The organism is Pseudomonas sp. VMV1 (assembly GCF_056790235.1).
The window spans coordinates 231,523-244,427 of the sequence record NZ_JBXGSE010000003.1; the positions used below are offsets into that span (position 1 = coordinate 231,523).

Consider the following 12,905-nt stretch of genomic DNA (forward strand, 5'->3'; position numbering starts at 1 on the left):
CACAAGGCCGGGCTCCGTTCTCAGCTAGCTAGCCACTCAGTCACGCAGGGCTTCACCGCGCGTGGCCTGAGGACGCTCCTCGACCTTGGCGGTGCTCTTCAGGTGCGGCAGGGCAGCCCAGTAGGCGGCGCCCTTCTCGGCATCGTAGAGGCCTTCCCACTTGGCGATGACCAGGGCGGCCAGGGCGTTGCCGATCACGTTCAGGGCGGTGCGCGCCATGTCCATGATGCGGTCCACGCCGGCGATGAAGGCCAGGCCTTCCAGCGGAATGCCGACGCTGCCCAGGGTGGCCAGCAGCACCACGAAGGAGACCCCCGGCACGCCAGCGATACCCTTGGAGGTGACCATCAGGGTCAGCACCAGCAGCAGCTGCTGGCTCAGCGACAGGTCGATGCCATAGAGCTGGGCGATGAACAGCGCCGCGATGCTCTGGTAGAGGGTGGAGCCGTCGAGGTTGAAGGAGTAGCCGGTGGGTACCACGAAGCTGGTGATGGCCTTGGGCGCGCCATAGGCCTCCATCTTCTCGATGATGCGCGGCAGCACGGTTTCCGAGCTGGCGGTGGAATAGGCCAGGATCAGCTCGTCCTTGAGGATGCGGATGATGCGGAAGATCGAGAAGCCGAACAGCTTGGCCACCAGGCCCAGCACGCCGAGGGCGAAGAAGCCGATGGCCACGTAGACCAGCACCACCAGCTTGGCCAGCGGCAGCAGGGAAGCGAAGCCGAAGTTGGCTACGGTCACTGCGATCAGCGCGAAGACGCCGATGGGAGCGTAGTTCATGATCATGTGGGTGACCTTGAACATGGCCTCGGAAATGCCCTGGAAGACCCGTACCACCGGCTCGCGGGTGGCTTCCGGCAGAGCGCCCAGGCCCAGACCGAACATCACGGCGAAGAAGATGATCGGCAGCATCTCGCCGCGGGCGACGGCGGCGAAGACGTTGGACGGGATCAGGTTGAGGATGGTCGCGATGAAGGCGTGGTCATGCTGCACTTCCGCGGTGGTCTTCTGGTACTGGGAGATGTCGGTGGTGCCCAGGGTGCTCATGTCGATGCCGGCACCGGGTTGCACGCTGTCGGCGAAGAACAGGCCGACGACGATGGCCAGGGTGGTGACGATCTCGAAGTAGAGGATGGTCTTGAGGCCGATACGACCGAGCTTCTTGGAGTCGCCGACGCCGGCGATGCCGACCACCAGGGTGGCGATGACGATGGGCACCACGATCATCTTGATCAGCCGGATGAAGATGTCGCCGGCCGGCTTGAGAACGTTCGAGATCCACCAGGCCTTCTCGGCGCTGAAGTGATTGAGCAGTGCGCCGACGGCGATCCCCAGCACGAGGCCGATGAGAATCTGCCATGCGAGGCTGAGCTTGGGCTTGGTCATGTACCGACACCTTTGTTCTATTTGGATGGAGTTCGGGACGAACGTCACCGCGCCGGATCGTGATGCGCAAAGCGCATGCAACGCCAACAGGGAGGGTGCGTTCAGGCTGCGGAAACGGTGCTCGAAAAGGACGAGGAGCACCAAGGCGTCACACTTTTGCCAGAGGGTAACGGGGTATGTCTAATGCCGCTGTCGCCTGCCCTATGCCGTTCCGGCATGAGGTGTCCCGAAAGGGCCGCGCAGCATACAGGCACTGGCGCCTTGCACGCCAGGCATACGGAGGCGCCGCTCATCGCGGCGCCCCGTGATCGTCAGCCGTTGAAGGTGGAAGGGTCCGGGCCCAGCCGCTTGTCCTGATTCAGCCCGGCGATCTGCCGCAGGTCCTCGTCATCCAGGGCGAAGTCGAAGATTTGCATGTTCTCTTCGATGCGCTTGGGCGTCTTGGATTTAGGGAAGATGATATTGCCGAGCTGGATGTGCCAACGCAGCACCACCTGGGCCGGCGTCTTGCCGTGCTTGGCCGCCAGCTGTTGCAGGATCGGGCTGCCCAGCAGCTCGCCGCCCTGGGCCAGCGGACTCCAGGCTTCGGTGGCGATGCCCTTGTAGGTGTTGAAGTCGCGCAGCTCCTGCTGTTGCAGCAACGGATGGCACTCGATCTGGTTGACCACCGGCACCACGCCGGTCTCGGTCAGCAGGGTCTCGATGTCGGCCTGGCGGAAGTTGGAGACGCCAATGGACTTCACCCGGCCCTGGTTGCGCAATTCGATCAAGGCCTTCCAGCTGTCGAGGAACAGGCCCTTTTCCGGCAGCGGCCAATGGATCAGGTAGAGGTCGACATGCTCCAGCCCCAGCTTGGCCAGGCTTGTGTCGAAGGCACGCAGAGCGCTGTCGTAGCCCTGGTCGGCATTCCACAGCTTGGTGGTGATGAACAGCTCATCGCGCGGCAGACCAGCCTGGGCGATGGCCTGGCCGACGCCCTCCTCGTTGCCGTAGATGGCGGCGGTATCTATGTGGCGATAGCCCAGGTCGAGGGCCGTCTTGACCACCTGGGCGGTCTCGTCGGCCGGGGTCTGCCAGACCCCCAGGCCGAACTGCGGGATATGGTGACCGTCGTTGAGCTGAAGACGGGTGATCGCGGACATGCGTCGCTCCTCTGGAATGGATGGTGTCAGAGGTGTGACTGGTGGCGGTGGCCTTTTGCTCCCGATCAGTCGAGGCGCATGGCCTCGGGCACGCTGTAGCTTTCCACCCAGCCCAGCACGGTATGGCCATCCTGCTGCAGCTCGATGCGCTTCCAGCGCTGGAAGGAACGGGTCTCGATCACCCGCACCTGGGTATCACCGGAGAGACGGACGAGGGTGTTGCGCGCGCGCTCACGACTGCGGTCGTAAACGAAGGGCCACTTGAGGACATCGACCGGGCCGCGCAGCAGCCAGCCCTGTCCCTCTTCGGCGAAGCGAAAGGACACGCCGCCCTCGGCGCGAGCGGCGGTACTGCCGAGCAGCAGCAAAGACGCCACGAGCAGCGCGGGAACGATACGGCGAAGGGTCGAAAGGACATTCGGGGTCATGCTGGCCTCGTCTGTAGCACCAAAAAAAACAGCGCCCGAACCGGACGCTGCGAGGGTAGACCCCTTGGTGTGGCAAACGACTGCAGGGTTTGCCCAGGAATGCCAAATGGCCAGCATTCCCGGACAAAACCCTTAGCGCGATGCTCAGGCCGCGCTGAACAGCTTGTGCGGATCGATGACGAATTTCTTCGGTACGCCCGAATCGAATTCGCTGTAGCCGCGGGGTGCCTCGTCCAGGGTGATCACCTGCACGCCGACGATGTCGGCGATCTTGATGCGATCCCACATGATCGCCTGCATCAGCTGGCGGTTGTACTTCATCACCGGGGTCTGGCCGGTATGGAAGCTGTGGGACTTGGCCCAGCCCAGACCGAAGCGGATGCTCAGGGCACCCTCCTTGGCCGCGGAATCCACCGCACCCGGGTCGTCGGTCACGTACAGGCCGGGGATGCCGATCTTGCCGGCTACCCGCACGACGCCCATCAGCGAGTTCAGCACCGTGGCCGGGGCCTCGCTCTTGGCGCCTTCGTGACCATGGCCACGGGCCTCGAAGCCTACGGCATCGACGGCGCAATCTACTTCCGGCGTACCCAGCAACGCGGCGATCTGCTCGTGCAGCGGGGTGTCCTGGGACAGGTCGGCGATCTCGAAGCCCTGGGCCTTGGCGTGGGCCAGGCGCACCGGGTTGACGTCGCCGACGATGACCACCGCGGCGCCCAGCAGGCGGGCCGAGGCGGCAGCCGCCAGACCCACGGGGCCGGCACCGGCGACATAGACGCTGGTGCCCGGGCCAACGCCGGCGGTAACGGCGCCGTGGTAGCCGGTAGGCAGGATGTCGGACAGGCAGGTGAGGTCACGGATCTTTTCCATGGCCGCATCGCGATTCGGCAATCTGAGCAGGTTGAAGTCGGCGTAGGGGACCAGCACGTATTCGGCCTGGCCACCGACCCAGCCGCCCATGTCGACGTAGCCATAGGCGCCACCGGCGCGCGACGGGTTGACGGTCAGGCAGACCCCGGTGTCCTGCTCCTTACAGGTGCGGCAGCGGCCGCACGCGACGTTGAAGGGCACCGAGACCAGGTCGCCGACCTTGAGGGTTTCGACGTCACGGCCCGCTTCGATGACTTCGCCGGTGATCTCGTGGCCGAGCACCAGGCCTTCGGGTGCGGTGGTCCGGCCGCGCACCATGTGCTGGTCGGAACCACAGATGTTGGTGGATACCACGCGCAGGATCACGCCGTGGTCGATACGCTTGCCCTGCGGGGTTTCCATCTTCGGATAGGGGATGGTCTGCACCTCGACCTTGCCCGCGCCCAGATAGACGACGCCACGATTACCGGACATGTTGCACCTCGCTGTTGTTGTTGGACTGGCTCTAGGGGTTCGAGCCTAGTCCTCGCGAAGCGCGGCGTCTGTGGGGATGGCGTTTTTGACCATGCCGAGGTCGCCCTGACGGGTCGTCTTGGCGAACCCGTTCACGCCGCCGGAGCGGACGGCGTGAACGGCCCGGGTCAGGCGGGCGCGAGTGCGGCGGCGCGGCGCTCGCGGCTGAGCAGGTAGAAACCGATGCCTACCCCCAGCAGTGCCAGCCCCATGACGTACCAGGCCGGACCCAGCGGATGCTCCTTGAGCATCAGGGTGACGACCATGGGCGTCAGGCCGCCAAAGATGGCGTAGGCGACGTTGTAGGAGAAGGACAGGCCCGAGAAGCGCACCTTGGGCGGGAAGGCCAGCACCATCACCCGCGGCACGCCGCCGATGACACCGACCGCTGCGCCGGCCAGCGCATAGAGGGGGAACAGCCACTCCGGATGAACCTTCAGACCGGCATAGAGCGCCCAGCTGGCCACCGCCAGGATCAGGCCGCCGACGATGAACACCGGGCCGCTGCCGAAGCGATCGGACAGGGCGCCGGAGAGGATGCAGCCCAGGGTCAGGAAGACGATGGCCAGGCTGTTGGCCTTGAGCGCCAGGGCGGCGGAGAAACCGTACTGGGTCTGCAGCAGGGTCGGGGTCATGAGGATGACCACCACGATGCCGGCGGTGAGCATCCAGGTCAGCAGCATGGACAGGATCACACTGCTGCGATGGTCGCGCAGCACCGCCTTGAGCGGTACTTCCTCGGCCAGCGACTTGTGGATCGCCAGTTCGGCGAACACCGGCGTCTCGTGCAGCCAGCGGCGCAGGTAGACCGAGAACAGGCCAAAGACACCGCCGATGATGAAGGGGAAGCGCCAGGCGTAGTCGGCCACTTCCACCGGCGTGAAGACGGTATTGATCAGGGTCGCCATCAGCGACCCGAGCAGGATGCCAAAGGTGAGGCCGGCGGTCAGGGTGCCGCAGGCATAGCCGACGTGCTTGCCGGGGACGTGTTCCGAGACGAACACCCAGGCGCCGGGCACCTCGCCGCCGATGGCCGCCCCCTGGATGATGCGCAGCACCAGCAGCAGGATGGGCGCGGCCACGCCGATCTGGGCGTAGGTGGGCATCAGGCCCATGCCCAGGGTGGGCAGCGCCATCATGAAGATGCTCAGGGTGAACATCTTCTTGCGCCCGAGCAGGTCGCCGAAGTGGGCCATGATGATGCCGCCCAGCGGTCGCGCCAGGTAGCCCGCGGCGAAGATGCCGAAGGTCTGCATCTGCCGCAGCCAGTCGGGCATGTCGACGGGAAAGAACAGCTTCCCCACCACCGCGGCGAAGAAGACGAAGATGACGAAGTCGTAGAACTCCAGCGCGCCACCCAGGGCGGACAGCGAGAGGGTCTTGTAGTCGTTGCGGCCCAGAGGACGCGACGTGAGCGGCGCGGAGGCGGATTGCAGTTTCATCGATGATCCCGGACAAGAGAGGAGCGCAAAGGAAATTCGGCCTCTGGCATCCTTCCGGGTGTAGCGGACAAGACGCGGCCCCGAGTGACCCTCCGCCTTGGGGCGGCTGGCAGGGATCGGGCGGATCGCCGGATGGGCGCCGGACCTGCACCGCGCCACCTGCGCTCTTGTGGAGCACGGCGGCAGCAGGTCTACCGATCATTACCTGATCATCGGACGTACGCGACCCTCTGGATTGCCTGGCCACGCACGGTGCCCACGATAGCAAATCTGCAAGGAATTTCCGCTATTCATTCAGGCTGTATTCAGCGGCTATCTGACGAGCCATGGCTATGCCTTTCTGGTGCGAAAGCGGTCGAGGCGCTCTGCCCCAAGCGTTATACTGTAGCCCCCTAACGATCTCCTCAAAGAGATTGGCAGCATTCTTGCGTGCGGATGCTGAACGTTACCTACCTATCCGGGCTCCCGAGGGCCCTGTCATGATCGAAGAGCTCGAACAAGAAGATCCCATCCCCCAGGGCGACCTGGCCATGCAGATCACTGCCCTGCCCCGTGAAACCAACGGGTTTGGCGACATCTACGGCGGCTGGCTGGTGGCCCAGATGGACCTGGCCGGCAGCGCCATGGCCAGTCGCCTGGCCGCCGGACGCGTCGCCACGGTGGCCATCGACCGCATGGCCTTCATGACCCCGGTGCCCGTGGGCGCACAGCTCTCCTTCTATACCAACACCCTGGAAGTCGGCCGCAGCTCCATCCAGATCCTCATCGAGGTCTGGAGCGACGATCCGCTGTCCAGCGAGTGGAGCAAGGTGACCGAGGCGGTGTTCGTCTTTGTCGCCATCGACGGCAGCGGCCGCACCCGCCCGTTGCCGGCGCGGCGTTAGAGGCCGCTTGCCGGACCGCTACGGATCCTGGGCGAGCGGCGTCTCGCGCACCTGGGTCGGCCGCCCGTGCCGGATACCCTCGACCTGCTCCAGTGCCTGCCGGACCTCGGCAGCGGTGGCCAGCAAGCGGTATTCGAGGGTGAAATCGCGTGTGCCGCCCGCCTCGATGCGCGGCACCAGCCCCAGCGCCCGCTGCTGGCCGCGGTTGTAGGAAAAGCTGGTACCCGGCTCCAGCCCGGTGACATAGCCCTGGGCCTTGGCATCGGTGTTCTTCCACAGGGTAAAGACCGGCAGTTCCCGCACGTTGAATGCCAGCGCCACCCCCTGATGAGCACTGCGATCGTGCAGCACCGCCAGGCTACGCCCCTGATCGTCGCCCCAGGGATAGAGGTTGTAGACCGTCTCGCCATAGCCCGGCGTGGGCGCGCGATAGGTCTGCCACTCGCCCAGTTCCTGCCGTGCACGCGCATCGAAGGGTGACACTTCGCGCACCGGAGCGGCGAATCCTGAGCCCTCGCCGAGCAGCGGCGGACCGAAATTGCTGTGATAGAGCGCCTGGTACTCGGCGGCGTGCGCCCCCTGATTGGTCAGGCGGTCATGCAGGGTGAAGCCGGTAGCCCCGGCATGGGTGACCAGCTCGGTGTCGATGCGAAAGTTGGCTTGCTTGAAGGCCTCTTCGTGCAGCACGCCCTTGAGGCTGATGCGGTGCGGCGGCTGTTCGTCGATGGTCAGTACCACCTGGCTGGCCGGCAAGTAGCTGGCCCGCCCGTGCAAGGTCAGGAGTTGCCCCTTGTCCATCCCCGGATGGCCGACCCACTCGAAGCCGGCGCGGGCCACCAGTTCGTTGAAGCCCTCCAGCCAGCCGAGTCCATTGCGGCTCTCCAGGTTGACGAAAGCCGGATTGACCACTTCGCGCACCGGTGAATCCCAGCCCAGCCGCAGGGTGCCGGCCTGGGCGCGCAGGACATTCATGCCGCGGGTAGCCACCACGGTGAGCTGCAGGGCGCCGGTATCGATCTCGATCAGCACCGAGCCCTCCTGGCGACCGCCACTCAGGTGATGCACGCCGACCGCGAAGGCCAGTCCATCGCGCAGGCCCAGGCGATCACTGCTGATGCTCCAGTTCTGCACCGGCTTGTCGGGGGCGATAAGGGTGTATTCCCAGGCCGAGGCACTGGCATTTGCAAGGAACAGGAGACAGCCAGACAACAGACGAGCGTGGATCATGGAGTGCCCTAGGCATCGCGGTCGACTTGAGTCTAGACCACCGTGCGCCGGGTTGCAGACCCTGCTTCCGCGCCGGCCAAGGGGCTGAGACCGGCTTGCCCTGTATAGGTTTGTTCAGCGAAATCAAAGGAATGGGTAAAGACAACCTTTACCATTCAAACACCTGTTCGGTACTTGCCAGGGCAGCGATTTTTGCCGAGGATCGACTCGTCTCTACCACGGAGTGGACTCCATGAAACCTTCAGCCCTGTTCTTGTTGCTTGCCCTGGCAGGCGTTGCCCCGGCCTATGCGGGCAATACCGAAGCCGGACTCGGCGGCGCCGTGGGTGGTGTGCTTGGTACCCTGGTCGGCCAGCAGGTCGGCGGCAGTACCGGTGCGGCCATCGGTGCCGGCGTGGGTGGTGCAGCAGGTGGTGTACTGGGCGCGGACCGTCGCAATCGTACCGAGGCCGCCATCGGCGGTGGCCTGGGCGCTGCGGGCGGCAACGTGATCGGCAATCGGGTCGGTGGCAGCACCGGGGGCCTGGTCGGCGCGGCCCTGGGTGGCGGTGCCGGCAGTGCCCTGGGTAATAACCTGGGCGACAGCGGTCGCGACGACCGTCGCTATCGCGACCATCCCGGCAAGGGCTGGAAGCACGCCAAGCACAGACACAAGCATTGGCACCGCTAATGAAAACGCCCGGCAGAGCCGGGCGTTTTCTTTTGCGCTAGAGGCTACTGGCCGAGGTCGCGTAGGCGCTTGCCCTGCATCAGATTGCGTTCGATGCGCTCCAGGGTGACGCCCTTGGTTTCCGGCACCAGCAGGAATACCAGGAAGATGAACACCACGTTCAGACCGGCATAGATCCAGAAGGTGGTGCCCTGCCCCAGGGTGCCCAGCATGGTCAGGAAGGTGGCGCCGACGATCATGTTGGCGATCCAGTTGGTAAAGGTGGAGCAGCCGATGCCGAAGTCGCGGCCCTTGAGCGGCTGCACTTCCGAGCACAGGGTCCAGATCAGCGGACCGGCCGACATGGCGAAGCCGACGATGAAGATCAGCAACATGACCACGGTGAAGGTCTGCTGGCCATGGCTCAGGTTACCGGCGCCCAGCATGCTGCCGACCACGCCCAGGCCCACGGCCATGACCACGAAACCGGTGTAGAGGATGGGTTTGCGGCCCCACTTGTCGACCAGGAAGATGGCGATGAAGGTGGCCAGCACGTTAGTCAGGCCGACCGCGGCGGTAAACCACATCTGGGCGGCGGTATCGTAGCCCATGCCTTCGAAGATGCGCGGCGCGTAGTACATCACCACGTTCATGCCGGTGAACTGCTGCACCACCTGCAGGAGCACGCCCAGGCCCACCGAGCGGCGGAAGTTGGCGTTTTCCTTGAACAGCGACCAGCCCTTCTGCGGCACCTTGAGCTGCTCTTCGATTTCCGCGACTTCCTGCTGGATGACCTTTTCGTCACCGCGCAGCTTGTGCAGGACCTTGATGGCCTCCTCGCGGCGACCCGCCATGATCAGCCAGCGCGGACTGTCGGGTAGCGCGAAGACGCCGATCAGGAACAGTACGCCGGGAATGGCGATGATGCCGAGCATCCAGCGCCAGGCCTCGTAGTAGCTGAAGGCGGTGTTGGACAGGAAGGCGAGCAGGATGCCGGCGGTGATCATCAGCTGGTACAGCGAGATCATCGAGCCGCGGATGTTTTCCGGAGCGACTTCGGCCAGGTACAGCGGCGCGGTAAAGGAGGCGATACCGATGGCCAGGCCGAGCAGGAAGCGGGCAAAGATCAGCATGGTCGGCGAGGTGGCCAGGCCACAGAGCACCGAGCCCACGACGAACAGCACGGCGCCCAGCATCAGCGACTTCTTGCGGCCCAGCTTGGCCGACAGCGAGCCTGCGCCCAGGGCACCCAGGGCAGCGCCGGCCATCATGCTGGAGACGATCCACTCGATCATCTGATCGGAGATCTGGAATTCCTGCTGGATGAATTTGGTGGCGCCGGAAATGACGCCGATGTCGAGGCCGAACATCAGACCGGCCAGGGCGGCCATCAGGCAGGCGAAGATCGCCTTGGGCTGGGCCTTTTCGGTGACGTGACCGTCGGCGTTGGTTGTGGTGTTGCTCATGACTGAGGCTCCTCGCTCGCCTTGTGGGCGATCTTGTTGTCGCGGGTCGTTCCGTATCCGCTTGTTACAGACCTGTCTAACGACCCTTGGTTCGGCCGGTAAGAGGCCCTTACCAGAGCCGCGCGGGCTGGGCGTTCACATAGGTGGCATAGAGCGAACCACCGCCAGTGATGAACAGGCGATTACCCTTGAGACCGCCGAATTCGACATTGGAGACGGTTTCCGGCAGGTGCAGAGTGGCCAGCGGCTGGCCGCTCGGATTGAACACGCGCACGCTGTTCTGCTCGGCGGAACCGGCCCAGCTGCACCAGAGGTTGCCGTCGCTGTCGACGCGGAAGCCGTCGATCACGCCCTGGTCCTTGGCATCGATCAGCACCTCGCCGCCGCCCAGGGTGCCGTCGTCCTTGAGGGTGAAGGCACGCAGGTGGTTGGGCTTGCCGGGATTGCCGCCGCCAGCGGTGTCGCTGATGTAGAGCCGCTTGCCATCGGGGGCGAAGGCCAGGCCGTTGGGCCGGCCGAAGTCGCCCGCCGCCACCGTGGCCTTGCCCTGGGGGTCGATGCGATAGACGTTGGTGGGCAGCTCGAATTCGGCCTTGTGGCCCTCGTAGGCACCGAGGATGCCGTAGCCGGGATCGGTGAACCAGATGGCACCATCGGCCCCGACCACCACGTCGTTGGGGGCGTTCAGCGGCTTGCCGTCGAAGCGGTCGAGCAGCACCGTGACGCTGCCGTTCAACTCGCGGCGGGTGACGCGGCGACTGTCGTGCTCGCAGCTGATCAGCCGACCCTCGCGGTCACGGGTGTGGCCATTGGCGTTGTGGGACTGGTCGTCATAGACGCTGACGTGGCCGTCATCGGCGCTCCAGCGCATCACCCGGGCATTGGGGATGTCGCTGAACAGCAGGCAGCGCCAGTCGGCCATCCACACCGGCCCTTCGGTCCACAGACCACCGGACCAGAGGCGCTCGACGAAGGCGTTACCCAGGCGGCCCTTGAAGGCCTGGTCGTGGATCTCCCAGGCCGGATCGGGCATGACGATGGGCGGCTTGCCTTCCCAGTTACGGGTAAGGCCGAACTTGTCGTCGGCCAGGGCGCGACTGGCGACCAGACCGGCCGAGGCGGCCAGGGACACGCCAAGAAAGGTGCGACGGGCGAGAGGCATGAGGAAACTCCTTTGTTGTCGTTATAGGTCCGGCAAGGCCGGTGGCAGAGCACCGCGTGCCAGGACAGGCACGCAGCGCTTCCTTAGGCGCCCTTATTCGGGCAGACGTTCCACCTTGCCCACCACCAAGCCATAGCAGAGCGCACCGACCAGCGCGGTCACGCCGATGAAGGCGATGGCCGGGGCGAAGCTGCCGTCCTTGACCAGGAAGCCGATGACGATGGGCACGCAGATGGCCGAGAGGTTGCCGATGAAGTTGAACATCCCGCCGGTGAGGCCGATCAGCCGCTCCGGCGCCATGGCCGAGACCATCGACCAGGTGATGGAAGCCAGGCCGTTGCCAAAGAAGGCCAGTGCCAGGCAGGCGATGATCAGCGCCGGGGAGTCGACGAAGTTGGCGCCGACGATGCTGGTGGAGATCAGCAGGCCGCCAATGATCGGCAGCTTGCGCGCCAGGCCCACGGAGGCGCCGCGGCGGACCAGCCAGTCCGACAGCAGGCCCGAGCAGATCACGCCGAGGAAGGCGGCCAGGAACGGCAGCGAGGCAAGGAAGCCGGCCTTGATGAAGTCCATGCCGCGGTATTTCACCAGGTAGGTGGGGAACCAGGTAAGGAAGAACCAGAGGGTGGAGTTGAGGCAGAACTGCCCGATGTAGATGCCCCAGAGCTTGCGCTTGTTGAGCACGCTCCAGAGGTCACGCCACTGGAAGGCGGCGCGGCTGCGATTCTTCTGCTCCAGATCGACCAGACCGCCACCTTCCTGGATCAGCGCGACCTCGGCGGCGTTGGCGCCGCGGAAATCCTTGGGCTCGCGATAGACGAGGTACCAGACGGCCGCCCAGAGGATGCCGACACCGCCAGTGACGACAAAGACCATGTGCCAGCCAAAGGTCTGCTGCAGGTAGATCAGCACCGGGGTGAGAAAGGCCAGGCCGACGAACTGGCCGGAGGTGTAGAAGCCAATGGCGGTAGCCCGCTCACGCTCGGGAAACCAGGTGGTGACCACCCGGTTGTTGATCGGATAGGCCGGTGCCTCCAGGGCGCCCACGGCAAGCCGCAGGATGATCAGGCCGATGAAGCTGCCAACGAAACCCAGGCCGATGGTGGCCAGCGACCAGAGCGCGATGGCCACGGGATAGAGGATGCGCGGGGCGACCTTGTCCACCAGCCAGCCGCCGGGGATCTGCATGGCGGCGTAGGTCCAGCCGAAGGCCGAGAGGATCAGCCCCATGTGCACCGGTTCGATGCCCAGGTCCTGGGCCAGGTGCGGGGCGGCGATGGAGAGGTTGCTGCGGTCGAGGTAGTTGATCACCACGGTGACGAACAGCAGCGTCATGATGAAGAAGCGCGCCCGGCTGGGCTTGGCCAGAGTCGGGGCGGCCGCAGCCGTCGCCGGAGAGGCCTGGGTGGGAGTGGGCATGGCTCGGGTCCTGTAATTGACGTTGTGGCGAGCGTTGTCGATGTCTGGGGGTCAGGGCGCTGGAGCGGCCCTCACCCTGGCCCTCTCCCAGAGGGAGAGGGGATGGTCGGTGCGGAGGTCGAGATCAGCGCTCCGGTTGCTGCTTTTGCCCCCTCTCCCAAAGGAAGAGGAGATGGTCGGTGCGGTAGTCGAGCCCCGCTCCCCTGCTCTTGCCCCCTCTCCCCTGGGGAGAGGGTTGGGGTGAGGGGTCAGCGGTGTGCCTGGCCATTAACGGTGGCGCCGCTTTTCCCTCACCCTGGCCCTCTCCCAGAGGGAGA

11 protein-coding genes are annotated in these 12,905 nt (G+C 65.2%); 2 read left to right on the forward strand and 9 right to left on the reverse strand.

Features of this window, described 5'->3' with window-relative positions; translation table 11 throughout:
- Positions 1 to 36: 36 nt before the first annotated feature.
- The 5 genes from gltP to ACUCV0_RS11145 form a co-directional block, all read right to left on the reverse strand.
- Positions 37 to 1,386 (reverse strand): glutamate/aspartate:proton symporter GltP, encoded by a 1,350-nt coding sequence (gltP, locus tag ACUCV0_RS11125; protein ID WP_133860023.1) that lies wholly within the window; start codon positions 1,384 to 1,386, stop codon positions 37 to 39.
- A gap of 311 nt (positions 1,387 to 1,697) precedes the next feature.
- On the reverse strand, positions 1,698 to 2,528 hold the full coding sequence (locus ACUCV0_RS11130) for an aldo/keto reductase (RefSeq protein ID WP_059313172.1): 831 nt from the start codon (positions 2,526 to 2,528) through the stop codon (positions 1,698 to 1,700).
- 65 nt (positions 2,529 to 2,593) lie between these two features.
- Positions 2,594 to 2,956 carry a hypothetical protein gene (locus ACUCV0_RS11135; protein ID WP_059313171.1) on the reverse strand — a complete coding sequence of 121 codons (363 nt, stop codon included), beginning with the start codon at positions 2,954 to 2,956 and terminating at the stop codon, positions 2,594 to 2,596.
- 144 nt (positions 2,957 to 3,100) lie between these two features.
- A complete protein-coding gene (fdhA, locus tag ACUCV0_RS11140; RefSeq protein ID WP_059313170.1) occupies positions 3,101 to 4,300 on the reverse strand; it encodes a formaldehyde dehydrogenase, glutathione-independent in 1,200 nt (399 codons plus the stop codon).
- Positions 4,301 to 4,467: 167 nt separating this feature from the next.
- On the reverse strand, positions 4,468 to 5,781 hold the full coding sequence (locus ACUCV0_RS11145) for an MFS transporter (RefSeq protein ID WP_059313169.1): 1,314 nt from the start codon (positions 5,779 to 5,781) through the stop codon (positions 4,468 to 4,470).
- A 482-nt stretch (positions 5,782 to 6,263) separates the two neighbouring features.
- Between ACUCV0_RS11145 and ACUCV0_RS11150 the strand changes: the two genes are divergently transcribed.
- Positions 6,264 to 6,665: an acyl-CoA thioesterase gene (locus ACUCV0_RS11150; protein WP_026083995.1), complete on the forward strand. Its 402-nt coding sequence runs from the start codon at positions 6,264 to 6,266 to the stop codon at positions 6,663 to 6,665.
- A gap of 18 nt (positions 6,666 to 6,683) precedes the next feature.
- Here the strand turns inward: ACUCV0_RS11150 and ACUCV0_RS11155 are convergent, their stop codons facing one another.
- Positions 6,684 to 7,892, reverse strand: coding sequence for an aldose 1-epimerase family protein (locus tag ACUCV0_RS11155; RefSeq protein WP_482212693.1), 1,209 nt, complete (start codon positions 7,890 to 7,892; stop codon positions 6,684 to 6,686).
- Positions 7,893 to 8,124: 232 nt separating this feature from the next.
- On the opposite strand from ACUCV0_RS11155, the gene ACUCV0_RS11160 reads away from it, so the two are divergent.
- Positions 8,125 to 8,562, forward strand: a complete 438-nt coding sequence (locus tag ACUCV0_RS11160) for a YMGG-like glycine zipper-containing protein (protein ID WP_064309181.1) — start codon at positions 8,125 to 8,127, stop codon at positions 8,560 to 8,562.
- 44 nt (positions 8,563 to 8,606) lie between these two features.
- Here ACUCV0_RS11160 and ACUCV0_RS11165 read toward each other — a convergent pair whose 3' ends face one another.
- The 3 genes from ACUCV0_RS11165 to ACUCV0_RS11175 form a co-directional block, all read right to left on the reverse strand.
- Positions 8,607 to 10,007 carry a sugar porter family MFS transporter gene (locus tag ACUCV0_RS11165; RefSeq protein ID WP_059313166.1) on the reverse strand — a complete coding sequence of 467 codons (1,401 nt, stop codon included), beginning with the start codon at positions 10,005 to 10,007 and terminating at the stop codon, positions 8,607 to 8,609.
- A gap of 109 nt (positions 10,008 to 10,116) precedes the next feature.
- Positions 10,117 to 11,169 (reverse strand): SMP-30/gluconolactonase/LRE family protein, encoded by a 1,053-nt coding sequence (locus tag ACUCV0_RS11170; protein ID WP_017642354.1) that lies wholly within the window; start codon positions 11,167 to 11,169, stop codon positions 10,117 to 10,119.
- Positions 11,170 to 11,262: 93 nt separating this feature from the next.
- A complete protein-coding gene (locus ACUCV0_RS11175) occupies positions 11,263 to 12,588 on the reverse strand; it encodes an MFS transporter (protein WP_059313164.1) in 1,326 nt (441 codons plus the stop codon).
- Positions 12,589 to 12,905: the final 317 nt, after the last annotated feature.